Annotated in this window: 23 protein-coding genes and 1 tRNA gene; 13 read left to right on the top strand and 11 right to left on the bottom strand. The window is 32.4% G+C overall.

Annotation, left to right across the window (positions count from 1 at the left end; genetic code table 11):
- Positions 1-115: 115 nt before the first annotated feature.
- A complete protein-coding gene (locus ACNG5D_RS03740) occupies positions 116-586 on the top strand; it encodes a hypothetical protein (protein ID WP_418182147.1) in 471 nt (156 codons plus the stop codon).
- A 25-nt stretch (positions 587-611) separates the two neighbouring features.
- Here the strand turns inward: ACNG5D_RS03740 and ACNG5D_RS03735 are convergent, their stop codons facing one another.
- The 9 genes from ACNG5D_RS03735 to ACNG5D_RS03695 all read right to left on the bottom strand — a co-directional run bounded on the left by ACNG5D_RS03735 (position 612) and on the right by ACNG5D_RS03695 (position 13,053).
- Positions 612-1,382, bottom strand: coding sequence for an SDR family NAD(P)-dependent oxidoreductase (locus ACNG5D_RS03735; RefSeq protein ID WP_418182146.1), 771 nt, complete (start codon positions 1,380-1,382; stop codon positions 612-614).
- Positions 1,383-1,468: 86 nt separating this feature from the next.
- Positions 1,469-2,179: a FadR/GntR family transcriptional regulator gene (locus tag ACNG5D_RS03730; RefSeq protein ID WP_418182145.1), complete on the bottom strand. Its 711-nt coding sequence runs from the start codon at positions 2,177-2,179 to the stop codon at positions 1,469-1,471.
- Between the two features lie 50 nt (positions 2,180-2,229).
- Positions 2,230-4,551, bottom strand: coding sequence for a chondroitinase-B domain-containing protein (locus ACNG5D_RS03725; protein WP_418182144.1), 2,322 nt, complete (start codon positions 4,549-4,551; stop codon positions 2,230-2,232).
- A 15-nt stretch (positions 4,552-4,566) separates the two neighbouring features.
- The gene (locus ACNG5D_RS03720; protein ID WP_418182143.1) at positions 4,567-5,844 is read right to left on the bottom strand and encodes an Nramp family divalent metal transporter; all 1,278 of its coding nucleotides are present in this window, start codon (positions 5,842-5,844) and stop codon (positions 4,567-4,569) included.
- Between the two features lie 46 nt (positions 5,845-5,890).
- Positions 5,891-7,771, bottom strand: coding sequence for an NADP-dependent phosphogluconate dehydrogenase (gndA, locus tag ACNG5D_RS03715; RefSeq protein ID WP_418182142.1), 1,881 nt, complete (start codon positions 7,769-7,771; stop codon positions 5,891-5,893).
- Positions 7,772-7,801: 30 nt separating this feature from the next.
- Positions 7,802-8,851 carry a polysaccharide lyase family 7 protein gene (locus tag ACNG5D_RS03710; protein WP_418182141.1) on the bottom strand — a complete coding sequence of 350 codons (1,050 nt, stop codon included), beginning with the start codon at positions 8,849-8,851 and terminating at the stop codon, positions 7,802-7,804.
- Between the two features lie 259 nt (positions 8,852-9,110).
- The gene (xylA, locus tag ACNG5D_RS03705) at positions 9,111-10,427 is read right to left on the bottom strand and encodes a xylose isomerase (protein ID WP_418182140.1); all 1,317 of its coding nucleotides are present in this window, start codon (positions 10,425-10,427) and stop codon (positions 9,111-9,113) included.
- A 135-nt stretch (positions 10,428-10,562) separates the two neighbouring features.
- On the bottom strand, positions 10,563-12,050 hold the full coding sequence (locus ACNG5D_RS03700) for a xylulokinase (protein ID WP_418182139.1): 1,488 nt from the start codon (positions 12,048-12,050) through the stop codon (positions 10,563-10,565).
- Between the two features lies 1 nt (position 12,051).
- Positions 12,052-13,053 carry a GntR family transcriptional regulator gene (locus ACNG5D_RS03695; RefSeq protein ID WP_418182138.1) on the bottom strand — a complete coding sequence of 334 codons (1,002 nt, stop codon included), beginning with the start codon at positions 13,051-13,053 and terminating at the stop codon, positions 12,052-12,054.
- 197 nt (positions 13,054-13,250) lie between these two features.
- Here ACNG5D_RS03695 and ACNG5D_RS03690 point away from each other — a divergent pair, with 197 nt between their 5' ends.
- The 4 genes from ACNG5D_RS03690 to ACNG5D_RS03675 are packed head-to-tail and all read left to right on the top strand — an operon-like array spanning position 13,251 to position 18,110.
- A complete protein-coding gene (locus ACNG5D_RS03690; RefSeq protein ID WP_418182137.1) occupies positions 13,251-14,246 on the top strand; it encodes a GntR family transcriptional regulator in 996 nt (331 codons plus the stop codon).
- A 19-nt stretch (positions 14,247-14,265) separates the two neighbouring features.
- Complete coding sequence (locus tag ACNG5D_RS03685) at positions 14,266-15,912, top strand: solute:sodium symporter family transporter (RefSeq protein ID WP_418182136.1); 1,647 nt, start codon at positions 14,266-14,268, stop codon at positions 15,910-15,912.
- A 9-nt stretch (positions 15,913-15,921) separates the two neighbouring features.
- Complete coding sequence (gene galK, locus ACNG5D_RS03680; RefSeq protein ID WP_418182135.1) at positions 15,922-17,070, top strand: galactokinase; 1,149 nt, start codon at positions 15,922-15,924, stop codon at positions 17,068-17,070.
- Between the two features lie 20 nt (positions 17,071-17,090).
- Positions 17,091-18,110, top strand: a complete 1,020-nt coding sequence (locus tag ACNG5D_RS03675; protein WP_418182134.1) for a UDP-glucose--hexose-1-phosphate uridylyltransferase — start codon at positions 17,091-17,093, stop codon at positions 18,108-18,110.
- Positions 18,111-18,269: 159 nt separating this feature from the next.
- Here ACNG5D_RS03675 and ACNG5D_RS03670 read toward each other — a convergent pair.
- Positions 18,270-18,344: transfer RNA gene (locus tag ACNG5D_RS03670), tRNA-Pro, on the bottom strand.
- 162 nt (positions 18,345-18,506) lie between these two features.
- Here ACNG5D_RS03670 and udk point away from each other — a divergent pair.
- The 5 genes from udk to scpA are packed head-to-tail and all read left to right on the top strand — an operon-like array spanning position 18,507 to position 23,573.
- Positions 18,507-19,112 (top strand): uridine kinase, encoded by a 606-nt coding sequence (udk, locus tag ACNG5D_RS03665; protein WP_418182133.1) that lies wholly within the window; start codon positions 18,507-18,509, stop codon positions 19,110-19,112.
- A 1-nt stretch (position 19,113) separates the two neighbouring features.
- Positions 19,114-19,434 carry an FtsB family cell division protein gene (locus ACNG5D_RS03660; RefSeq protein ID WP_418182132.1) on the top strand — a complete coding sequence of 107 codons (321 nt, stop codon included), beginning with the start codon at positions 19,114-19,116 and terminating at the stop codon, positions 19,432-19,434.
- Positions 19,427-20,788, top strand: a complete 1,362-nt coding sequence (locus tag ACNG5D_RS03655) for a methylmalonyl-CoA mutase subunit beta (RefSeq protein WP_418182131.1) — start codon at positions 19,427-19,429, stop codon at positions 20,786-20,788. The genes ACNG5D_RS03660 and ACNG5D_RS03655 overlap by 8 nt, the downstream gene beginning before the upstream one ends.
- Positions 20,778-21,446: a hypothetical protein gene (locus ACNG5D_RS03650; RefSeq protein WP_418182130.1), complete on the top strand. Its 669-nt coding sequence runs from the start codon at positions 20,778-20,780 to the stop codon at positions 21,444-21,446. Before ACNG5D_RS03655 ends, ACNG5D_RS03650 begins: the two co-directional genes overlap by 11 nt.
- A 6-nt stretch (positions 21,447-21,452) precedes the next feature.
- On the top strand, positions 21,453-23,573 hold the full coding sequence (gene scpA, locus ACNG5D_RS03645) for a methylmalonyl-CoA mutase (protein WP_418182129.1): 2,121 nt from the start codon (positions 21,453-21,455) through the stop codon (positions 23,571-23,573).
- Between the two features lie 149 nt (positions 23,574-23,722).
- Here scpA and ACNG5D_RS03640 read toward each other — a convergent pair whose 3' ends face one another.
- Positions 23,723-23,959 (bottom strand): hypothetical protein, encoded by a 237-nt coding sequence (locus ACNG5D_RS03640; protein WP_418182128.1) that lies wholly within the window; start codon positions 23,957-23,959, stop codon positions 23,723-23,725.
- Positions 23,960-24,136: 177 nt separating this feature from the next.
- On the opposite strand from ACNG5D_RS03640, the gene ACNG5D_RS03635 reads away from it, so the two are divergent.
- From ACNG5D_RS03635 to ACNG5D_RS03625, 3 genes are read left to right on the top strand one after another with little or no spacing between them, the layout of a single operon-like run.
- The gene (locus tag ACNG5D_RS03635) at positions 24,137-24,901 is read left to right on the top strand and encodes a ParA family protein (RefSeq protein WP_418182127.1); all 765 of its coding nucleotides are present in this window, start codon (positions 24,137-24,139) and stop codon (positions 24,899-24,901) included.
- Positions 24,902-24,903: 2 nt separating this feature from the next.
- The gene (locus ACNG5D_RS03630; protein WP_418182126.1) at positions 24,904-25,818 is read left to right on the top strand and encodes a ParB/RepB/Spo0J family partition protein; all 915 of its coding nucleotides are present in this window, start codon (positions 24,904-24,906) and stop codon (positions 25,816-25,818) included.
- Positions 25,808-26,425, top strand: coding sequence for a DUF5683 domain-containing protein (locus tag ACNG5D_RS03625; RefSeq protein ID WP_418182489.1), 618 nt, complete (start codon positions 25,808-25,810; stop codon positions 26,423-26,425). The genes ACNG5D_RS03630 and ACNG5D_RS03625 overlap by 11 nt, the downstream gene beginning before the upstream one ends.
- Positions 26,426-26,450 lie beyond the last annotated feature (25 nt).

The raw sequence follows: 26,450 nt of genomic DNA, 5'->3' as shown, positions 1-26,450 counted from the left end.
TTTGCTTAAAACCTTACACATAAGTTATCAACACTTTTTATAGCTTAATAAAGCTAAAATATAATTGCCGTTTTTTTTGTAACTTTAGTACTGTAACCACCTAATAATTAGCACCATGAAAAACTTATTCTTAATTACCTGTATTATTCTTTTTATTTCTTGTAACAACCCTTCTAAATCTAAAGAAACTATAAATCTGACCCAAAAAACAGAACAAAACACCAACACTTTAAAAGGGGCATGGAAATTAGTTAGTTTTATAAACTATGGAGAAGATGGGGTTGCAGACACTATTTTATCTTCAAGTACCAATAAGCAAATAAAAATGTACTCGAACACAAAAGTAATGTGGAGCAGAACACGTATTTCTGATTCTATTGACTGGTTTGGTTATGGGAATTATACAGTAGAAAATGGCATTTTAACTGAGGTTTTAGATTTTGGTTCTAAATCGATGAACGAAGTTATTAAAGAAAAGACAGCGTTTATTTTTAATGTTACTATTGAAGAAAACAAATTTAGCCAAACTGAAATTGACAGTTTAGGACATCCTATTTTTTCTGAAAACTATATTCGGCTAGAATAACAAGCATTATTGTAAACACAAACCATTACATATTGTAAACTCCGCCATTAATATCAAGTGTAGCGCCTGTAATAAAGCCATCGTATTCTGAAGCCAAATATAATACGGCTCTTGCCACATCGTCTGCATTACCTGCACGTTGTATTGGAATACCAGATATTGTAGCTTGAGCTGATGCTTTTGTAGTATGCGTATTATGAAACGATGTTCCTAAAATTAAACCAGGAGCAACTGCGTTAACCCTTGTACCTTGCCCGCCTAACTCTGCAGATAAGGCTCTAGTAAATGTTAATATAGCACCTTTACTAGTAGAGTACACCAATGATCCTGGATGGCCGCCTTTACGCCCAGCTAATGATGCCAAGTTTACAATACTACTATTTTTATTTTTTGCTAAATGTGATGATGCAGCTCGTGTAACAAACATCATAGAGGTTAAATTAATATCCATTACTTTATGCCAAAATTCTGTTTCCATTTCGCTAAGCAATTTACGTGCTACTAAAGAACCTGCATTGTTTATTAGAATATCTAAACCTCCCAACGCTTCTACGGTTTTATTAATCATGGTATTAGCATCAGCTTCATTTGTTAAGTCACCACTTATAGCAATTGCTTTTTGACCTTTATTGGCTGCATATTCCACCAATTGGTTAGCGGTATCTGCACTAGAAAAGTAGTGAATTGCTACCAGAGCGCCGCTATCTATAAAATGTTTAGTTATGGACTCACCAATACCTTGAGCTCCTGCAGTTATAAGTACTTTTTTTCCAGTTATCTTGTTTTTATTCATCATTTAAACGCTTTATTATTTTTCTTTAAACAGATAAGAGCAATAAATATTAATTTTATCTATTTCCTTTTTATATTTTTTATATTTAATTAATCAACTCCACAGTATTCGTACAGCAATTTAAAGTGTGTTTTCATTCTATTTTTAGCCAATTGAGGGTCTTGAAGTTTAATGGCTTCATAAATTTTAGAATGTTCTTTTATTCTTAATTCATCTAATTCATCATACTCGGTATGGTATTTTTTAAAATCGACAATAATTTGTGGTGTAATAGCAATCATTATTTGATTTATAGTAACATTTCCGCTTGCTTTTGCTATCGCTAAATGAAAAAGTAAATCTTCTTGTACGGCGTCTTCTCCAGACACAAGTTTTTCTTCATGAGCATTTAACGCTTCTTTTATTCTTTCTAAATCCTTTTCAGTACGCCTTAAAGCTGCTAATTTTACAGCTTTTAGCTCTAATAAAATTCTGGTTTCTACTAACGATTTAAAATTGGGCAAATCAAGACTTACAATATCATCAATCATCCCATTCATAGCAACGGCTCCAATATTAGCTACAAAAGTTCCGCTTTGCGGAATTGATTTTAATATACCGTAAGATTCTAACTTAAGAATGGCTACTCTTACACTTCTTCTACTTACATTAAATTTTTCGGCTAAAACACGTTCGGCTGGTAATTTATCTCCAGGTTCTAAATGTTTATAAGTTATAAGTTTACCTATTTCAGAAATTAACTTTTTTACTAAACTGGTTATTTCCTGATTTTCATTTTTTGAGAGTATATCTAAATTCATATTAACAGTATTAATACACCAATATCTTATTCTTATGGCTTTACGCAAGCTTAATTTAATGTCTTTATACCTTTTTCTAATAATGGCGAATTTTCTATAAGCTGGAATGTTCCTTCTTTAAAAACGGGTTTAATATTATAAAGGTTTTTAATATTATACTTTTCATGGCCAGAAACTTCTATTTGTCCTGATTTATAATAGTTATTATTAACTATATTTACTATTGGCTCTCCTACTACTAAATGCATTTTTAAACCTTTTGTATTGTTAAAATTGTTGTTTTGAATAGTGTTAACTTGAACTCCATATAACGACATTGCAGAATTATATTTATTTTTTTTGCCAAAGCCTACATTATTAAAAACGTTATAATTTACTTCTAAGAAAGGTCCAAATGTACTTTCGTCTTTTCCACCCCTATATAAACGTAAAGCCGCGCCTTGCAAGTCTGTAACCACGTTGTTTTGCATAATAAAATATTCAACATTATAGGCGCCTATATCATCTGTTTCTTTGTCTAAAGCCGCAATATGCCCTGAGATATTTTTAAATTTTGAATTTTTAATACTTATAGTGTCTGCAAATGTTCCTTTAGAAACACGTATTACATCAAACGAATGATTAACGACCATATCTTTAAACTCGCAATTATCTATAAATAACTTGTAGTTTTCAATCATTGAGTTTTTACTTGTACTTATTACAGAATTCCCAGCATAATCTGGAGATTTTGTGCCATCGAAACTTACATTGTTTAAAGATAAACTCCCTCCATTTTCAATTTCAAAAGCCATCATTCGCTCAAACAAAATTGTAGCTTTTTTTATTCCTGAGGTTTTAAAAGTAAGAGGATGCTTTATTTTTACTGCTTTTGTTAACAAGTATGTTCCGTCTTCTTCTAACTCTATTATATCTCCTGCTTCTGATGTTTTTACAATGTTGTATAATGTATTAATTCCTGAAGCTACTTTAATTGTTTTTCCCGAATTTAAAGCAACTGTCTTGTCTTTTTTAGAATACCAATTTACACCTGTGTTTTGTTTGGTTGCTATTTTAGGGCTAATTGTAATTTTATTTTTAATTTTATCTGAAGTAGGAATTAAAAATCCTTGTTCGTTTTTTACTAAGCTAATTTTAGCATTTTTAAAACCTTCTTTTATTGGCGTTTCTCCATTTTCTCCCAAAAGGTTATTTTTAAAAGTTATCCCACTAATATCATCATAGATAGTAAAAGTATTATTCTTGTTTTCGTTATAAAATATATTCCCTGATATCTCTGATGTTTTAGGCGCCTGACTTCTTTCAGAATCGCTTCCTGCACATAGTTGAATATGGTCGCAATTAACAAATGTATTATTACTTAATTTTGAATTAATTACTGGAACGTAACGATTTGGTGGTGAATTTGGCACACCATTCATCATTACAAAAGCGCCTCGAAAACGGTAACCTGTTAACCCTACATGATAATTATTAATAACCGTTTGCGATTCGTTAATAATACGTACGCCTCCTGTACTGGGTTTTCCGTTTCCTATAAAAACATTTCCGTCTACCAATGTTTCGTTTCCGTGGCGCATAGTTAAAGTTCCTGTGCACTCGAAAAATGTATTGTATTTAAAAGTATTTTGGCAGGCTTTATTTGAAATAATTTCATGCTCACCGTTAGTTCTATCAAAATAATTAGATTCTACTAATGTATTAGAATTTTGTAAAGCATGATGGCTTGTACCTATTCTTAAAGTTTCGCCTCCATTATTTCCATAGGTTGGCCTAGGACCAAAATAATTGTGATCTATGCTATGATTATTTTCTCTACTCGATTTAGTATCTAAACCAACAATCATGGTAACTCCTAAATTTTTTTTGCCTACTATATGGTTATGGTCTATACGATTATTTTTTCCGTAAATAGTAACCCAATAATCTTGAACTTGGCGTTCGGGGTTATTATAATTATCTATTACACACTCGGTTAAACGGCTATTATTAGCTATTTCTTCTCTGTTTTTCCTAAAAGAAATTACTGCATTTGTTGGTGTATAACCGTTTTTAAACACTAAACCTTCTACAATTAAATACTCGCCCGCTAATTGTAAGTTCGAATTGCCTTCTAAAGTTACTTCTCCTTTATTTTCTACAGTAAGCTTAATTGGTTTTTCTTGTGTTCCTTTACCTTCAAAAACCAATTCAACATCTTCCCAAACACCATTAGCCATTGTAATAACATCTCCTGGTTTTGCTTCTTTTACAGCATTATTAAATGCTGCTATATTTTTAACTAATAATCTATCTGTTTCTAATTGTTTACAAGAATAAGTTAACATTAAAAATAACCCGACTACGATGTGAAAATTTAATTTATTTTTCATTTAAAATTGTTTTTATTAAAAGTATTTTGTCATGATGCCTATTACTCCTGTATAAGACACAATACAAGAGAAGAATAAAGCCGCGAATAAACCTATATTTACCCAAATGCTCATTTTATAACCCTTCATAATGCTTTTATTATTGGCCAATAATATGATACCTAACACTACAAGTGGCAAAATAAAGACATTAAAAACTTGAGATAAAATTTGAATTTCGATAGGATTACCTCCAAAAGCCGGACCAATTAACGCTACCAAACAAGCTATAAATGTTATAACTCTAAATTGCTTAGAATTGGTATCTATTTCTCCTGATTGATAATCGGCTACCAGTAACGGAGCTATTAATAAACAAGGAAAAATAGAAGACAAGCCTGCACTTAAAGCTCCAAAAAAGAAGATAGTTACAGCCCACTTACCTGCCACAGGCTCTAAAGTGTTTGCCATATCTAATACTTGAGTAACTACTTTACCATCATAAAACAGCGCACCAGCAGCTACAGCCATTATAGTGCCGCTTATTATAAAAATTAGTATTGCTGCTGTGATAGAATCTTTTTTTTGTTTATCTAAATCTTTTATAGTCCATCCCTTTCCTTTTACAAATAAAGGACGTGATAAAAATGTTGCCGCAGCCATGGTTGTACCTACAAATGCAGCCACTAACATTTTACCATCTGAAACATCTGGAATAGATGGTATTAACCCTGTTACAACATCTATAGCCAATGGTTGCACCAAACATAACGACAATACAAACGAAAGCCCCATTAAGGTTACAAAAATGACTAGGATTTTTTCGAAAAAGGTATACTTACCAACCAACATTAATAAATAAAACACAATTATTATTATGATAGCTGTAACCAATACCACTTCATACTTTAACCCTTCTAAACCATTAAAATTAACAGCTAATATTTCGTAAATAATATTAGCCGAAATACCTAAAATGCCCATTAAAGAATTCCATTGACCAAATGTAATACCAACAATAATTAAAATGGCAAGCGCTTTTCCGTATTTTAAATGTTTTTTAAAACCGTAAAGCGCTGTTTCTCCTGTAATAAGACCGTAATTACCATAAACAAACATTAATACTCCAGAGAATAAACAACTTAATAACAACACCCATAATAATTGCATATTAAATTTACTTCCTGCAACTATCATTGAGGTTACACTTCCTGTACCAATTGTATAACCAATAGCAAAAATACCTGGACCAAAACTTAATACTAGAGCTATTATTTTTTTAAATAAAGATTTCTTTGTTTTTGATGCTGACATATTTTTTTATGTTTAGTTGGTATTTATAGTTTTTTTTAAGGATTGGTTAATTCCAGTTGGTATGATAATGTTTACCAGAGTTATCATCTGTACGTTGGTAAGTATGTGCGCCAAAATAGTCGCGTTGGGCTTGAATTATATTTGCTGAAGAATTAGCCGTTGAATAAGCATTTAAAAAATTAACAGATTCGCTAAAACTAGTTACCGGAAGCTCTTTAAGTATACATTCTGAAACCACTTTGTTTATTGATGGTTTTAATGCTTTAACCTGATTAATTATGGCGTCATTTTTTAAAATATTATCGTCTGTTTTTAAAACGGGTATTAATTGCTGCATTAAATCTGATTTTATAATACAACCATTAGTCCAAATTCTAGCAATTTCACTTAAATTTAATTGCCATTCGTAAGCTTTTCCTGCTTCTGAAATTAGTTTAATACCTTGATAATGATTAATAATTCTTGCAAACTGGTATGCATTTAAAACATCTTCAATTTGAAAGTTTAATGCCGCTGGAATAATTTTAAAATTTTTATTTGCTTGTAGTCGCTCTTCTTTATAAAATGATGTGTAACGTGCAAATAATGCCGAAGCTATTAAAGTACTTGGAGCCCCTAATTGTGCTGTAGCAACAGTAGTCCAGTTTCCTGTGCCTTTATTTCCTGCTTTATCAACTATTTTATTAATTAACCAATCGTTATCTTCCTTTTTTCTTAAAATATCTATAGTAACGCCTAGCAAATAGCTATCTACTTTAGGCTTCCATGTTTCTAATATATTGGCAATTTCATCTGGATTTTTATCCATAGTTTTTAAAATAGTATAAACTTCTGCCAATAATTGCATTTCTACATACTCTATACCATTATGTACCATTTTTACAAAATGCCCACTACCCTCTTCGCCTATGTAAGTACAACAAGGTAAATTGTTTGCATCTTTAGCTGAAATAGCTTCTAAAAATGGTTTTACTAAGTTATATATGGTTTTATTGCCTCCTGGCATAATTGATGGACCTAATAATGCGCCTTGCTCTCCTCCAGAAACACCTACACCTATAAAATGAATACTCTTAGATTTTAAGTAATCATAGCGCTCTTTGGTTTTTAAATAGTTTGAGTTTCCTCCATCAATTAAAACATCGCCTTCAGATAAAAAAGGAATTAAATTTTCAATAACCAAATCTGTTATGCTACCTGCATTTACCATTAGCATTATTTTTCGTGGTGTTTGCAAGGAATTAACAAAAGCTTCAATATCTGAAAAAGGCTGAGTTAATTCTAATTCTTCATATTTGTTTTTAAAATTAACAGCCACATTTTCTTCTGTTCCCTTTTCCTCTCGATTAAATACAGACAGTTTAAATCCTTTTCGAGCCAAGTTTCTACTTAAGCTTTTACCCATTACACCTAATCCAAATAATCCGAATTCTGATTTCATTTTTATTTCATTTATTATTTTGTTTACAATTTCATTAGGTTTTAAGCTTATATTCACCTCTATGGCATTGTTTGGATATTCTAGAGTATCGAACTGCGATTGCAACAAATTTGAAGACATAAAATGGTTTTCTCTTTTATTTAATCGGTCGAAAATTTGGTTAAAACTTCCCGCAAGGTGTATCCATGTTACTTGATTTTGTACATCTTGACTTAAAATAGTTCTGTAAGATTTTTTTAGTGCAGAACATACAATAACGCAACTACTTTCTTGGAGTCTTTTTTTTGCTAATTGATTTAATGTTACCAACCAACCATAACGATCTTGATCGTTTAATGATTTCCCACTACTCATCTTATCTATATTAGATTGTGGGTGGTAATTGTCGCCATCAAAAAAAGGAATATTTAAACGACTAGAAAGCAATTGTGCTATTGTGCTCTTTCCGCTGCCCGAAACTCCCATTATATATATTACTTTATTCAAAACCTAAATGCTTTTGTATAACTTTACATTTTAATTTGGCATTGTGCCTTCTCCAACTGTTGCTTCTTTAAACCAAACTTCTGCATAACAACCATTTGCATATTGCTTTGCTATATTGCCGCCATACGTTTTAGACCCTGTACTCCATACTATATTATCTTCAGGATTTTTCCCGTTGGTCTGATTATAAGCACCTTGTTTAAAATATTGAATTTCTCCGGCATAGGCATTTTCTCGTTCTACACCATCACGACCAATTGCTGTGTATAGTGTTAATATTTGCTGTGGAATATCTTCTTTTTTAGAGAATTCTGACTGTAATAAGTTTTTTGTAAATGTTTTTGTTTTATGCCCCTTACTTGTAAACGTAACATACATGATGCCTTTATAAACGTTAATTTCGTAACTAAACTCTTCGCCTAACGCTATCCCGTTTTTAGGTTCTGGCGGGTATGTACTTGGTGTTTTGCCAACTACAGACATATTGTAACCCCAAACAGCGGTTGAGTAATCCCATCTTTTTGAATTATCTCCAGCGGTATTTATTTCGTAATTCCAAAACACCGAGCCTTTTTTATGGCCTGGGAATTTTTTATAAAAAATCTTGATAGGTTCGTTTTCATGACCTTCGTCGCTATGAATTTGCCCAACAACTACTGAATATGAAGCAGCTACCCTTGCATCGCCAGAAGTTGACACGTGTTGTACTTTTAATGTTCCTGTTAGCTTTCCTCCTGTTTCTGGTATCCAATGTTTTTTTTGCCCTAATTCTGTTCTCGTATTACTAGATGTTCTAGATGTTATACCCGAATTTGGGGTTTTATATACTACCCAGTTAATATTATTTTCGTTTTCTACATAAAAAAAATCTTTGTGCTGAACCTTTACAATTTCGTTAATACTTTTGCCATCTCCACACAGGATTTTCCATTGTTCCATAAAAGGAATAACATCGCTAGGATACGTAACTTGTTCTATTTCTGTAATTTCAACTTTATTATTGTTTTTACAGCTAATAAAAAAAGCCACACATATTATTAAAGACAAATGTGTTATTAATTTAACCACTTTAGTTTTCATTATAATAGACGTTTATAGTTTAGTTAATTCAGTTTTAAAACCATTAATTTCAGTTATTTTCAATAAAATAGCTGCAACAGTAAAATTGGTATACCAGTTTGGTGTACCAAATATATATATAATAAATAGTAATAAAAAATTTATTTTAATAAACCTTTAAAACAAAAATGCCTTTCTAAAAAAGAAAGGCATTTTTTATTAAGAGTTTATTAGGTCTCTTATTTAAGGAAAACTTGTATTTTAAGTTTTACATAGTTACTTATATATATTGATTTATAATATTTTCGAAAAGCTCTTGCTTTCCACTTTTTAATGTTGGTTCTCCACCATCTTTAGCAATATTGTATAAATCTTTTAGCTCTAACTTACCTGTTTCAAAATCTTTTCCTTTTCCTGAATCGAAAGAGCTGTATCTTTTCTCTCTTAATGCACTATAAGAAGAAGACTGTATAATTTTGTCTGCAGTAATTAATGCTCTTGCAAAGGTATCGGCTCCACCAATATGAGCAAGAAAAACATCTTCCATATCGGTTGAATTTCGTCTAATTTTAGCATCGAAATTAACACCTCCGCCTTGTAAACCACCAGCTTGAAGGAATACTAACATAGCTTCGGTTGTTTCTTGAATGTTGTTTGGAAATTGGTCTGTATCCCAACCATTTTGGTAATCGCCTCTATTAGCATCTATACTTCCTAGCATACCTGCTTTTGCTGCAACGGCTAATTCGTGTTGCATGGTATGCTGCGCGAGTGTAGCATGGTTTACCTCAATATTCATTTTAAAATCTTTATCTAAACCGTATTCTTTCAAGAATCCTATGGCTGTTGCCGAATCGAAATCGTACTGATGCTTCATTGGTTCCATTGGTTTTGGCTCGATAAAGAAAGTACCTTTAAATCCTTGTGCTCTGGCATAATCTCTAGCCATGGTTAAAAATTGCCCCATGTGGTCTAGTTCGCGCCCCATATCTGTGTTTAATAAAGACATGTAACCTTCACGACCTCCCCAAAATACATAATTCTCACCGCCTAATTTTATGGTGGCATCTAAAGCTAATTTTACTTGGCCTCCTGCTCTGGCAACCACATTAAAATCTGGGTTTGTTGACGCACCATTCATATAACGTGGGTTAGAAAAACAATTGGCTGTTCCCCAAAGTAATTTTACACCGCTTTCTGCTTGTTTGGTTTTTATATAATCGGTAATTATTTCTAAACGTTTTTCTGATTCTGCAAATGTTGGTGCTTCTTGAATTAAATCGAAATCGTGGAAACAATAATAATCGAATCCCATTTTATTTATAAACTCGAATGCTGCATCGGCTTTATCTTTTGCTGCTTGAATAGGATCTGCTGATTTATCCCATGCGAAATTTTGTGTGCCAGGCCCAAATGGATCTGAACCTTGCCCACAGAATGTGTGCCAGTATGCTATTGAGAATTTAAACCATTCTTTCATGGTTTTTCCTGCTACAACTTGGTCTGGATTGTAGTATTTGAATGCTAAAGGATTATCGGAAGTTTTTCCTTCGAATTTAATGTTGCTTATGCCTTTAAAATACTCTGTAGTTGCCATAATTGATTGTATTAATTTAATGTGTTGTTAATTTGTTTTTAGTTCTGCTTTGCGTTAGGGATTGCAGAGGAAATCCTTTTTGCGAGGCACGAGCTAAAAGATTGTAACGTAAAGCCCGACCCTTGTGGTAACGCCCTAATTTTGTTTATTTAAAATGAGTTGTAATTCTTTTTTCCAGTTATTATATGCTTTTAAATAGGCTTGCTTATCTTTAAATGGCATAAATGTCATAACATGATCGTTATCCATAATAACTTTTCCAAAGGCTTTATAATCGCCTTTATGAAGATTTGCTGCTCTTGCTGCTCCAATTGCTCCTGTGGTGTTATAAATTTCTATTTCTTGCTCTATTAATGTGGCTACGGTATTAGCAAAAATTTCTGAACGGAATAAATTATCGTTTCCTGCGCGTATAACGCTTGGTTGTATTCCATCGGATTTTAATATCTCCATACCGTAAACAAACGAAAATGCAATACCCTCTAACGCAGCTCTGCACACATGAGCTTTATTATGATTGTTTAGGTTTAAGTTTACTAATCTTGTTCCTATTTCTTTATTATTTAACATGCGCTCTGCACCATTACCAAAAGGCAGCATACATACACCATCTGACCCTATTGGTATCTGCGATGCTAGCGTGTTCATATCTTCATAAGAACTTACATTTAAATTATTTAGTAACCAACGGTATTGTATTCCGGCTCCATTAATATTTAATAGTTTGCCTATTTTTGGGTTTGATTTTGAATAATTTACATGTGCAAAATTATTTACTCGTGTACTTTCTTTACCAGATAGATTGCTAGTTACTGCATATACAACACCCGATGTACCTCCGGTTGCTGCTACTTCGCCTGGGTTAAATACATTTAATGCTAAGGCATTATTTGGTTGGTCGCCGGCTCTATAATAAATTGGTGTTCCTGCTGCAATACCACTTTCGGTTTCGCCTTTTGCATCGACTACAGATTGTACTCCAAATGTATCTACGATATCTGGTACAAGTGCTTTGTCTATACCATAATATTCTAATAAAAAATCTGCTACATTATCGTTTTTAAAATCCCAAAAAACACCTTCAGATAACCCTGAAATTGTAGTGTTTATAGTGTTTGAAAATTTATAGGCAATAAAATCGCCTGGCAACATAAACTTATGTATTTGTTTATATACCTCTGGCTCATTTTCTTTTACCCATTTTAATTTTGATGCTGTAAAATTTGCTGGTGAGTTTAATAGGTTTGTTGCACATTTTTCTGCTCCTATTTCGGCAAATGCTTTATGTCCTATTTCCACAGCTCTACTATCGCACCAAATAATACTTTTACGAAGTGGAATTCCTGCCTTATCGACCACCACAAGACCGTGCATTTGGTAAGCAATACCAATCCCTTTTATTTGAGTTCTGCTTACATTATATTCTTTTTTTAATCGGGTTATAGCTTTACAAATATGTTCCCACCAATGGTTTGGGTTTTGCTCTGCCCATCCGTTTTTTTGAGCGTACATACCCATTTCTTCTTTGGGTTCTTGTACAACACCTAAACTTTTTCCTGTTTTAGTTTCTACTAAAGCGGCTTTTATAGAAGAACTGCCTATGTCTAATCCTAAGTAATACATATTATAATGACTCTCTGTTTATTAATTTTGTTGGTATATATGTTTGAATTGGTTTATCTTGAGTTATAAACTGAGCGGCTTTTATTCCTAATGCCTTAAAATCTGTAGATATAACCGAAATTCCTTTATATATAAATTTTTTCATAGGTGTTTCGTTATACGAAAGAAAACCTACATCTACACCTGGCTCAAAACCTCTATCTCTACATTGCTCTAAAAACTGCCCCAACATTCTATCGCTTGTACTTATGTATGCTACGTTTTGTTCTAACCGAAATTTTTTAGGGTCTGTTAATATTTCGTATTTAAAATGGTATAACTCGCAATACTTTTTAAAATACTCGATAGTTTCTTTTGGGTGATATGTGAAATTTGGATATAGAAAAACAAGTTTTTTATACTTTTTAAAACTAGTAACAGCTCCTTTTAAAGCTTCTAAAAAAGCCTCGCCAAAATCTTGAAATACAAAGTTATTTTTTGAGTTTGAGTGTATATCCCAATCTACAAGTAATAACTTATCATTATCTATATCTGCCAATACAGAAGACACATTGTTATGATCAAATGTCATAACTACATACTTATAATACTTTCCTTTGCTATTATTTAAAATGGTTTTAAAGTTATCAATATTATAATGATGAAACTGCACATCGGTAATTATATTATCGGGCAAATTATTTACAAACGCATGGTACAACACCTCTTTATAAGCCTTAAAAGTATCTAACACCAATAATACTTTTTTTATTTCGTTAGCTACATAATACCCTTTATTAGGTACCGACTCGATTACACCGTTTTCTTTTAAAATAGTGTATGCCTTAAATACAGTATCGCGAGACAACCCATTGCTTTTACATATTTTATTTACCGAGGGTAATGCGTCTCCTCGCTTTAATATGTTTTCGCTAATAGCATCATTTATAGCATTAACTAACTGCTGATATTTTGGTATATCGCCTTGATGGTTTATTGTTAAAAGCAAGGTGTCTTTATCCATTCTGTTCTGTTCTGGTATACAAACTTATGAATTTTTTTTTATATAGCATACATAAACCAATATTTTCCACAACAAAACTATATTCATTTAAAAAACAAACATCTATAAAAATTAATATCTACTTTAAATTTACAAATAAAAAAACCAACTAGTACCAACCAGTTTGTTTTTGTTAAAAAAAAAGATATATTTGCTTTATGAATACTATTTCTATAAAAAAGAAATCCGGCACTCCAAAATACAAACAAATTGTAGCTGTTATAGAAAACGCTATAATTGAAGGCTCGTTAAAAAAAGGAGACAAACTCCCGTCTTTAAACAGCATAAAAAACCAAAATTCACTATCTAGAGATACTGTACTTAGTGCTTTTAACGAATTAAAAACTCGAGGCATTATCCAATCTATTGTTGGAAAAGGCTACTATGTAATTAGTGAAGAAATTAATATTAACCAGAAAATTTTTTTACTGTTTGATGAGTTAAACTCTTTTAAAGAAGATTTATATAACTCCTTTTTAAGTGGTATGGGAGAACATGCACAAGTTGACATATTTTTTCATCATTTTAATATTGATGTTTTTAATAAGTTAATTAACGATAATGTTGGCGACTATAGCGCTTATGTGATTATGCCAGCAAACCTAAAAAACACCAACAAAACAATTAGTAGGCTTCCTAAAAACAAAGTTTACATACTAGACCAAGTACATAAAGAGTTAATAGATTATCCTTCTGTACACCAAGATTTTAAAAAAAATATACACCAAGGTTTACAAACAGCATATAAGCACATAAAAAAATACAAAAAAGCGATATTACTTTATGATGATCGCCAACCAAAAGGTCTTATAGAAGGGTTTAATTTATTTTGCTCTCAAAATAATATTGCAAACGAAATTATTGAAACTCTAAAAAACAGACAACTCATAGAAGGTGAGTTATATATAGTATTAGATGACAAAAATTTAATACGAATAATAAAACGCCTAAAAGAACAACAACTAACGCTTGCTAAACACATTGGCATTATTTCATACAACGATACACTATTAAAAGAAATTGTTGAAGGCGGTATAACAACCATATCAACAGACTTTAATTTTATGGGAAAACGCTTAGCAGAAATGATTATAAATAATGAATTTGCTCAAGTTAAAAACCCTAACAACCTAATTCTTAGAAAATCTCTATAAACTAACTAAACTACAAACTATGCAATTCTTAACATTTATTGGATTTACAGCTATAGTAGCTATTATTTCCTATTTAAAAACACGTGGTACCGAAGAATCATCATCCGATGGCTATTTTTTAGGCGGTCGAAGTTTAACCGCTGGTGTTATTGCAGGATCACTACTGCTTACCAATTTATCTACAGAACAAATTGTTGGACTAAACGGCTCAGCATACCAAAGCGGATTATCTGTTATGGTCTGGGAAACATTGGCTGCCATAGCTATGGTAGTTACTGCCATTTTTTTATTGCCTAGATATTTAAAGGGAGGTCTTACCACCGTTCCTGGTTTTTTAGAAAAACGTTTTGATTTAACAACAAAAACCTTAACCTCTGTTTTATTCCTATCGGGTTATGTAGTGGTTTTACTACCAGTAATTTTGTATTCTGGTTCTTTAGCTATTAGCGGCATGTTCGATATCCCAGAACTTCTTGGAGTTACACATACACAATCTATCTGGATTTGTGTTTGGGGTATTGGTATTATAGGTTCTATTTATGCCGTTTTTGGTGGTCTAAAAGCTGTTGCCGTTTCAGATTCCATTAATGCTGTTGGGCTTTTAGCCGGAGGGATATTAATCCCAATTTTTGGTTTAATGATGATTGGAGACGGAAATCTTTTAGATGGTCTTTCAATTTTAACTACCGAAAATCCAGATAAATTTAAATCTCTTGGAAAACCATCAGACCCAGTTCCATTTCACACCATATTTACAGGCATGATGCTAGTACAATTATTTTACTGGGGTACTAACCAGCAAATCATTCAAAGAGCTCTTGGTGCTAAAAATTTAAAAGAAGGACAAAAAGGCTTGCTATTAGCTTCATTTATAAAAATTCTTGGCCCCATTATTGTTGTATTACCTGGTTTAATTGCATATCATATATTTCAAGGCAATTTAGAAAGTGCAGATACAGCCTACCCAATGTTAGTAAAAAAAGTACTTCCTAGTACTTGGGTGGGTTTCTTTGCTGCTGTGCTATTTGGAGCTATTTTAAGCTCATTTAATAGTGTTTTAAATAGTTCTGTAACATTATTTGGTATTGATGTTTATAAAGAGCATATTAACAAAAATGCAGACGAAAAAACGGTTGTAAAATATGGAAAAAGCTTTGGTATTATACTAGCCATTGCCTCAATGTTTATTGCCCCACTTATTGCAAACGCAGGAAGTTTATTTGCATACCTACAAGAAATTAATGGCATTTACAGTATTCCTATTTTAACTATAATAGTTGTTGGATATTTAACAAAACGTGTACCTGCTATTGCTGCCAAAATAGGTTTAATTTCTGGCTGTTTATTATATATTATTAGTCAATTTATATTACAACCATATTTTATCAATAAAGCTATTACAAATGCTAAAGCAACAGGAGTTACTAGCGAGTCTGCTTTATCTTTAATTGAAGCTAATGCATACCCACATTTCTTAGATGTTATGGCTATTTTATTTATACTTAACGTCGTTATTATGCTGTGGATAGGAAAGCTAAAACCACGAAAAGAAGAATACACACAAGAATACACACAACAAGTAGATATTACACCTTGGAAATACACCAAACAAACTAGTATCGCTATCTGCATCATAGTAATTGGTGTTTATATCTATTTTGCTTAAAACGAACTCATGAATAAAAAATTAATTAAAGAAGTAAAAGGTAGCTTTAAAACCCAATTTAAAACCAAGCCTTTATTGGTTTTTTCGCCTGGTAGAATTAACCTCATTGGAGAACATACAGATTACAATGAAGGCTTTGTTTTTCCTGCTGCAATAAACAAAGGCATTGCTTTAGCCATTAACAAAACCAATTCTAGTACTACCACAGTTTTTGCTTTAAACATGAACGAAACCTACACCTTCAACATCAAAAATATAACACCTATTGAAAATGGAGGATGGAGAAATTATATTTTAGGCGTTATTGCAGAATTACAAAAATTAGGCAAACACATTGGTAACTTTAATGGAGTTTTTGCTGGTAACATTCCTAGTGGAGCTGGCTTATCATCGTCCGCTGCTTTAGAAAATAGTTTTGTCTTTGCACTTAACAATTTGTTTGACTTAAAACTATCGAAAAACGATATGATTTTAATATCGCAAAAAGCAGAACACAATTTTGCAGGCGTTAAATGTGGTATTATGGACCAATACGCTAGTATGTTTGGCATAAAAAATAGCGCGCTATTATTAGACTGTAGGTCTTTAGAATCTATACCTCATAAAATAGATTTAAAAAACCACGCATTAATGCTTATAAACAGTAATGTAAAACATGATTTATCTGAAAGCGCTTATAACGACAGACGTGAGGTCTGCGAAAAAGTATCAAACCTATTAAATATAAAAGCTTTAAGAGACGCATCAAAAGAAGATCTTATTAATATTAAGAATAATATTTCTGATGATGATTACCAAAAAGCACTTTATGTTATTAATGAAAACAACCGCGTAAAACAATTTTCTGAAGCCATAAAAAATGATGATATAAAAACATTAGGCAATTTACTATACCAATCGCACGAAGGGTTAAGTAAAAATTACAAAGTAAGTTGTACCGAATTAGATTTTTTAGTTGATTTATCCAAAGAAAACCCTCATGTAATTGGATCACGAATGATGGGTGGAGGTTTTGGTGGTTGCACCATTAATATCGTTGAAAAAGATAAACTTAAGAACTTCAAAAAAGAGGTTTCAAAAAAATTTAAAAAAGTTTTCAATAAAAACTGCTCTGTATATAATGTAAAGCTGTCTCAAGGCACTCAAGTAGTTAAATAAATAATAGAATAAAAACAAAAATGAACACTAATCTACAAGATTACTCACATAAAAGATTTAACATACTTACTGGAGAGTGGGTTTTAGTATCGCCTCATAGAGCAAAACGGCCATGGCAAGGACAAAACGAAACAGTTTTTAATGAACCAAGACCAACCCATGATCCAAATTGTTATTTATGCGCTGGAAACAAAAGAATAAATGGAGAAGAAAACCCTAACTATAAAGATGTTTTTGTTTTTACTAACGATTTTGCAGCCTTACAAGCCACATCGCCCACTTTTTCTGTAAACCAAGGCTTACTTAAAGCCAAAAGCGAGCAAGGTATTTGTAAAGTGATATGTTTTAGCCCAGATCACTCTAAAAGTTTGGCAGATATGGATGTTGAAAACATAAACAAAGTTGTTAAAACTTGGCAAAAAGAGTATATAAATTTAAGCTCTAACCCAATGATTAATTATGTGCAAATTTTTGAAAATAAAGGCGCAGTAATGGGGTGTAGTAATCCGCATCCGCATGGGCAAATATGGAGTCAATCAACACTTCCTAACGAGGTCTTAAAAAAAGACAAAAATCAAAAAGCCTATTATAAAAAAAACAAAACCAGCTTGTTAAAAACCTATCTAGATCAAGAACTAGAAATTAACGAGCGTATTATTTATCAAAACAACTATTTTGCTGTAATAACTCCTTTTTGGGCTATTTGGCCTTTTGAAACCATGATTATTCCTAAAAAACACAAAAAAAACATTGCAGAACTCACCAACAAAGAAAGCTTAGCTTTTGCTGATGCTATCTCAAAAATCACAAAAGCTTACGATAAATTATTTGAATGCCCTTTTCCTTATTCTAGCGGTATTCACCAATCGCCCACTAACGGAAAACCAAATGAACATTGGCATTGGCACATGAGTTTTTATCCGCCTTTATTGAGAAGTGCAACCGTTAAAAAATTTATGGTAGGTTATGAAATGTTTGGTTCACCTCAAAGAGATATAACTGCCGAACAAGCTGCAAGTAGACTTAGTAGTTTAATATAAAAAACCTTGCTTTACACCAAACTATATTACTATAAAGCAAATACATTTACGTAATACTTCCTTTTATTTTAAGAAATACTAAATTTCTACTACATAACAATTATAAAAACAAAAAGCCTAAAATTATATAATTTTAGGCTTTTAATAATTGTTAAAAAGTCGGGGTGGCAGGATTCGAACCTGCGACCTCCGCGTCCCAAACGCGGCGCGATAACCGGGCTACGCTACACCCCGAAAAATTGGTTATCTTGTAACAGGATGCAAATATAGAGTTTTCTTTTACATTAAAAATTATTTTTCAACTCTTTTTTACACTTTTAAAAAATATTATTCTCTTTAAAAATTTTACAAATAATAAATCATAAATTTGTTTCATTAAAATCAAAACTAACAAACATGCTAATTATAGGAATTGCAGGCGGTACAGGTTGCGGAAAAACTACTGTTGTAAACAAAATACTTAACGAACTTCCTGAAGGCGAAGTTGGCATAATATCTCAAGATTCTTATTATAAAGACACCACACATTTATCTTATGATGAGCGTGTTAAAATAAATTTTGACCACCCTAGATCCATAGATTTCGATTTACTAGCAAGCCACTTAAAAGAGTTAAAAAACAACAAACCCGTTCACCAACCCGTTTACTCTTTTGTAAAACATAATAGAACTGGCGATACTATTTTAACACACCCCAGAAAAGTTATGATTGTTGAAGGTATTTTAATACTTACCAATCCTGAACTTAGACATATGTTTGACATTAAAATTTTTGTTCATGCCGATAGTGACGAGCGCTTAATAAGACGTTTAAAACGAGACATATCAGACAGAGGTAGAGATTTAGACGAGGTTTTAACACGTTACCAAAACACACTAAAACCCATGCATAACCAATTTATAGAACCTATGAAAGAATATGCAGATATTATAATACCTAACAACAAACACAATACAGTTGCCATAGATATAGTTAAAACTATTATAACAGAAAAACTATAACATGACTCTTAACAACAAATACTTAAAACCTTTTAAAAATATTTTTATTCTTATACTTGTTGTATTTGGGGTTTGGATGTTGTTTTTCGATGCTAATTCATGGCTTATTCATCATGAATTAAACACAGAAATTAACGATTTAGAAAACGAAAAAGACTACTATAAAAAGGAAATAGAAAAAGACAAAAAAGACATAAAAAAATTAAGCACAGAAGAAGGTTTAGAAAAATTTGCTAGAGAAGCATATTATATGAAACGCGATAATGAAGAAATTTACATTATTGAGTATGAAGATAGCATAAAAACAAAAAAAGATGAATAATAATTTGTTTGATGAGTTTAACCCAGTTTCCACTCAACAATGGAAACAAAAAATTCAATTCGATTTAAAAGGCGCCAATTATAACGATGCGCTTATTTGGAAATCTAATGAAGGGATTAATATTAAGCCTTTTTATAATTCTGATGATGTTATTGAAACCTCAAACACATCAAACACAAAAGCATCACAATGGAAAATTTGCCAAACCATTTTTGTTTCAAATGTTGAAAAATCTAACACAAAAGCCCTTGAAGCTATAAATAAAGGTACCGAAAGTATTAAATTTATTATTCCTTCAGAAAATACATCAATAGAAAAATTAACCCAAAATATTAATATAAGCACAACTCAATTATATTTTGAAACGCAGTTTCTTTCAGAAAAATTCATTCAAAAAATACACAAACAAATACCTAATGCTAAAACTCTAACAGATACAATTGGGCAACTTGCAAAAACAGGCAATTGGTATTCAAGTTTAAAAAACGATATGTTACGCTTCGAGGCTGCTATAAAAACCTCATCTTATTTTAGTGTAAACACATCGCTTTATCAAAATGCAGGAGCTAATATAACGCAACAATTAGCCTATGCGTTAGCCCATGCTAACGAGTATTTAAATACACTAGAAAACTCGGGCAATAATTTACAATCTATAAATGCTATTTTTAATATTTCGGTAGGGACAAATTATTTTTTTGAAATTGCTAAATTAAAAGCACTAAGATTACTTTGGAATACGCTTGCAACACAATACAGTGCAAACAGCAATTGCCATATTATAGCAACACCTACCAAACGCAATAAAACATTGTATGATTATAATACAAACATGTTACGCACCACAACAGAGTGTATGAGTGCTATTTTAGGTGGCGCTAATACCATTAACAACTTACCGTACGATTCCATATACCATAAAAACAATGAATTTGGAGAGCGTATTGCCAGAAATCAACTTTTAGTTTTAAAGCACGAAAGCTATTTCGATAAAGTTAACAACCCTTCAGATGGCTCGTATTATATTGAAAGCTTAACTCAACAACTTTCAGAAAATGCTTTAGAACTATTTAAAAACATTGAAAACAATGGTGGTTTTTTAAATCAGTTAAAACAAGGAACCATTCAAAGAAAAATTAAAGAAAGTGCTTTAAAAGAGCAGCAACAGTTTAATAGCGGAGAAAAAGTTTTACTTGGCACCAACAAACACCCAAATGCCAATGATAAAATGAAAAACGAATTAGAACGTTACCCATTTGTTAAAACCAACCCTAGAAAAACACTAATAGAACCTATAATAGAACACAGATTATCAGAACAATCAGAACAAAACCGATTACAAAATGAAAATTAAAAATACACTTATAGCATTTTTACTAACCGTTACTCTATTTAGTTGTAAAAAAGAAGATACTTTTTCTAACTATAAATATGCCGATAAACCTATAGCCTTTACCTGCGAAGGTGCAAACGCTAAATTATTAAACGAAGCGCTTTATAGTTTTGAAGATGATATAACAAAACATTACAATAAAGCCAACCAAAAAAACCCAAGGCTAGACAGAGCCTATTCTCAAATAATAAGAAATTCTGTTTACGGAAGACTAAAACCTGAAGACATTGTTTCTAAACACACCGTTAATGTATTTAACGCCCTAAAACGCGAAAAAAACCTATGGGATACTAACCATTTAAATTATAAAAGCACAGTTTTACAATGTATATCTAACACAATTAACGATAACAATGTAAAAACAACATTAAATGCGTTACTTTCTACAAACAGCATGTCTCCTAAATTATTTGGCCCCGCAATTGCTAACAAACACAGAAATGCTGTAAACGACAAAAGCTTAGCCTTATACATTGCTCTAGATCTGTTTTATGCTAAAATGTTTGATATTGATTTCTCTAAAATAAATTTAGAGAAACCAGAACAAGGTGTAGATTTCAATAAACTTCCTCCTATAGAAAAACCAGCTGCAGACCCTCATGCCGGACATAATCATTAAAATCACATGAACAGAAAAAACCTTCAACATATCAAATTAAACACAGACTTTAAAAGTAAACAAGCCAACACGCCTACTTATAAAACTGCTGAAGATATAGATATTAAATCTACATATTCTAAAAAAGATATTGAAGGCATAGAACACTTAAACTTTGCTGCTGGTATTGCACCAAACTTAAGAGGCCCATACAGTACCATGTACGTTCGCAGACCCTGGACAATAAGGCAATATGCAGGCTTTTCTACGGCTGAAGAAAGCAATGCTTTTTACAGACGAAATTTAGCAGCAGGACAAAAAGGCCTATCCGTTGCTTTCGATTTGGCAACGCATAGAGGCTACGATTCAGATCACGAGCGTGTTGTTGGCGACGTAGGCAAAGCAGGCGTTGCCATAGATTCGGTTGAGGATATGAAAATTCTTTTCAACCAAATTCCATTAGATAAAATGTCGGTTTCTATGACTATGAATGGCGCTGTATTGCCCATTTTAGCATTCTATATTGTTGCTGCCGAAGAACAAGGTGTAAAGCCCGAACAGTTAGCTGGCACTATTCAAAACGATATTTTAAAAGAATTTATGGTGCGTAACACATACATTTACCCACCTACGCCTTCTATGAAAATTATTTCAGATATTTTTGAATACACCAGTAAAAACATGCCTAAATTTAACAGCATAAGTATTTCTGGATATCATATGCAAGAAGCTGGAGCAACCTGCGATATTGAGTTAGCCTACACCCTAGCCGATGGTTTAGAATATATAAGAAAAGGCTTAGCAGCAGGCATGGATATCGATACTTTTGCCCCTCGTTTATCTTTTTTCTGGGCTATAGGCATGAATCATTTTATGGAAATTGCCAAAATGAGAGCCGCTAGAATGCTTTGGGCTAAACTGGTAAAACAATTTAACCCCAAAAACCAAAAATCATTAACATTACGCACACATTGTCAAACTTCGGGTTGGAGTTTAACAGAACAAGACCCATTTAACAATGTAGCCAGAACTACTATCGAAGCTGCCGCCGCAGCATTTGGTGGCACCCAAAGTCTGCACACCAATGCTCTAGACGAAGCTATTGCCTTACCAACCGATTTTTCGGCTAGAATAGCCAGAAATACTCAAATATTTCTACAAGAAGAAACGCAAATTACAAAAACAGTAGACCCTTGGGCTGGCAGTTATTATGTAGAGAAATTAACCCACGATATAGCACAAAAAGCATGGAGTTTAATTGAAGAGGTTGAAGCTCTAGGAGGCATGACAAAAGCCATTGAAGCTGGTATCCCTAAAATTAGAATAGAAGAAGCTGCTGCAAGAAAACAAGCTCGAATAGATTCGGGACAAGATATAATTGTAGGTGTTAACAAATATAGACTTAAAGAGGAAGAGCCTATTTCTACACTAGAAGTAGACAATCAAACGGTTAGAAACGCACAAATAGAGCGCCTTAACAATATTAAAGCCACAAGAAACCCTAAAAAAGTAAAAGCTGCACTAGCAAAATTAACAGAAGCAGCAAGCACAACAAAAGAAAATTTATTAGCTTTAGCTATTGTAGCAGCTCGCGAACGTGCCTCTTTAGGTGAAATTAGCGATGCCTTAGAGCTTGCATTTGGACGATATAAAGCTCAAATTAAATCATTTTCTGGCGTGTATAGTAAAGAAATAAAAGACGATAAATCCTTTAAAAAGGCTCAAGAATTAGCCGATAAATTTGCCGAACAAGATGGCAGACGCCCACGAATTATGATTGCTAAAATGGGACAAGATGGCCATGATCGAGGCGCAAAAGTTGTAGCTACAGGCTATGCCGATGTTGGTTTTGATGTAGATATTGGCCCACTTTTTCAAACCCCACAAGAAGCCGCTAAACAAGCCGTAGAAAACGATGTTCATGTTCTAGGTGTATCCTCTCTAGCCGCTGGACACAAAACTTTAGTCCCGCAAGTTATAGAAGCTTTAAAAAACTATGGCCGTGATGATATAATGGTAATTGTTGGTGGTGTAATTCCTAAACAAGATTACCAATATTTATTTGATGCTGGAGCTGTGGCTGTTTTTGGTCCAGGAACAAAAATTAGCGATGCTGCCATTAATATTTTAGAAATTTTAATAGAATAAATAGCAAAGCATACATTTTTTATGTACGCTTTGCCAAAAAATTAAACGCATAAATTAATACAGAACAATTTTTTTAGTAAAACCTTTACTACTTTGTAAAATATAAACTCCCTTTTCTAATTTTTTTAAATTTATTATAGAAGTAACTTTTAAAGCATTGTTGTAATGGCCTGATAATACCATTTTCCCTTTATCAGAAGAAAAAATAAAATGGTATAATACTGCACACCATCATTACCAGAAGCATAAATATAATCGTCTATGTACCCATATACAACGGCACTTTTAAAAACCTGTTCCGGATTTGGTGGTAAGGTAGAAACCCATTTTTGCGCATTTACACAAACTATGCAAAAAAGGGAAAGTAAAGTCATTTTTAATTTCATATCTATTTAAATTTTATAATAGCCAAAAATATACTCGTGCTAAAAAAAATAAATACGAAAAACATCGTATTTTACTTAAAACCTAATCCCTAAAAGATTAATCACATTTGTTAACAACTTCAATTTCTTAAACTCATAAATAATCGTATTTTTACACTCTATAAAACCAAATCATACATGGGCAAAATTATTGCAATTGCTAATCAAAAAGGAGGTGTTGGTAAAACAACAACCTCAATTAACTTAGCAGCATCACTAGGTGTTCTAGAGAAAAAAGTACTACTTATAGATGCAGACCCTCAAGCCAACGCAACTTCTGGAATAGGAATAGATGTAGAATCTGTAGAGCTTGGAACCTATCAACTTCTAGAACATTCCAATTCGGCTAAAGAAGCTATAGTTAAAACCGAAACTCCTAATCTAGATATTATACCAGCTCATATCGATCTTGTTGCTATAGAAATTGAGCTTGTAGATAAAGATGAACGAGAATATATGCTAAAAAAAGCATTAAAAGATATACAAGAAGAATACGATTACATAATAATAGATTGTGCTCCATCACTAGGGTTATTAACACTAAACGCACTAACAGCTGCCCATGCTGTAATTATACCAATTCAATGCGAGTACTTCGCGCTAGAAGGTTTAGGTAAACTTTTAAACACTATTAAAAGTGTTCAGAAAATACACAACACAGGATTAGATATAGAAGGATTATTATTAACCATGTACGATTCACGCCTTAGACTATCTAACCAAGTTGTAGAAGAAGTGCAAAAGCATTTTAACGATATGGTATTTCAAACCATTATTCAGAGAAATGTAAGATTAAGTGAAGCACCAAGTTATGGTGAAAGTATAATAAATTACGATGCAAGTAGTAAAGGTGCCAACAATTACTTAAGTTTGGCAAAAGAAGTCATTAATAAAAACGCTTAATTATGGCTAAGGCAACTAAAAAACAGGCTTTAGGTAGAGGCTTATCTGCCCTATTAAAAGACCCAAGTAACGACATACAATCGGCACAAGACGAAAATGCCGACAAAGTTATTGGCAATATAGTTGAGTTAGACTTAGATTTTATTGAAGTTAACCCGTTTCAACCAAGAACAAACTTTAGTGAAGAATCGCTTCGCGAGTTAGCTTCATCCATAAAAGAACTAGGTATTATACAACCCATTACCGTTAGGAAATTAGGCTTAAACAAATACCAACTAGTTTCTGGAGAGCGCCGTTTTAGAGCCTCTAAACTATTAAGTTTAGAAACCATTCCTGCTTATGTAAGAATTGCAAACGACCAGGAATCGTTAGAAATGGCATTGGTAGAAAATATTCAACGCCAAGACTTAGATCCTATTGAAATTGCTCTATCATACCAACGTTTAATTGATGAGATTAATTTAACACAAGAGCAAATGAGCGAACGCGTAGGGAAAAAACGCTCTACCATTGCTAATTATTTAAGACTGTTAAAGCTAGACCCAATTATTCAAACTGGCATGAGAGACGGTTTTATTTCTATGGGACATGGGCGCGCCTTAATTACCATTGAAGACCAAAGTGAACAATTAGATATTTACGAAAATATTCTATCTAAAAAACTATCTGTTAGAGAAACAGAAAACCTAGTTCGCAATTTTAATACTTCAGGAAATACAGAAAAAACATTAAAAACACCTGAAGAAGACAACATGCCAAAGTTTGTTAAAAAAGGTATAACTGCATTTTCTGAATACTTTGGACATAAAATTGACGTTAAAATCTCTAAAAACGGAAAAGGAAAGATTACGATACCTTTTCATTCTGAAGAAGATTTTAACCGTATAAAAAAATTAGTTCAAGGTGATTCCAAATAAAATCCTAATAACTGGAGTAATAGCTTGCTTACTTTGTTTTTCTTCTTTTGCGCAAAACAAAAAAAAGAACGAAAAAGAAGAACTACCCAAAGAAGTAGTAATAGATTCTGTAATAAAACCAAGTAAACCTATAAACCCGCTATCTCCTGCCAAAGCCGCTTTCTATTCGGCTATTTTACCAGGCTTAGGACAAGCTTACAATAAAAAGTACTGGAAAATACCAATTGTTTATGGCGCTATAGGTACAGGTATTTATTTCTACATAAACAACAACAAAGAATACAACAGATACAGAGATGCTTACAAAAGTAGGTTGGCTGGCTTTACAAACGATGAGTTTTATTTAGACGCCCAAGGCAACCAACTAGCAACGCCTAGGGTTACTACCGAAAAACTTGAAGATGCTCAAAAATTTTATCGAAGAAATAAAGAAATATCGCTTTTAGTAACTCTTGGACTTTACGCTTTAAATATTATTGATGCTAATGTTGACGCACACCTACTACAATATAATGTAGACGAAAACTTAACTTTAGCACCACACTATAAATTAAATGAGTTTGATGCTTCAAGCAACCTTGGACTAACTCTAAACTTTAAATTTTAAGCCCATAAGGCAATAAACAACAAAT

Origin of the sequence: Algibacter ulvanivorans (assembly GCF_048381495.1) — a bacterium.
GTDB classification, from domain to species: Bacteria; Bacteroidota; Bacteroidia; order Flavobacteriales; family Flavobacteriaceae; genus Algibacter_B; species Algibacter_B ulvanivorans.
Note: the sequence above shows the minus strand (reverse complement) of the source record. Positions and strands in the feature narration are given on the sequence as shown.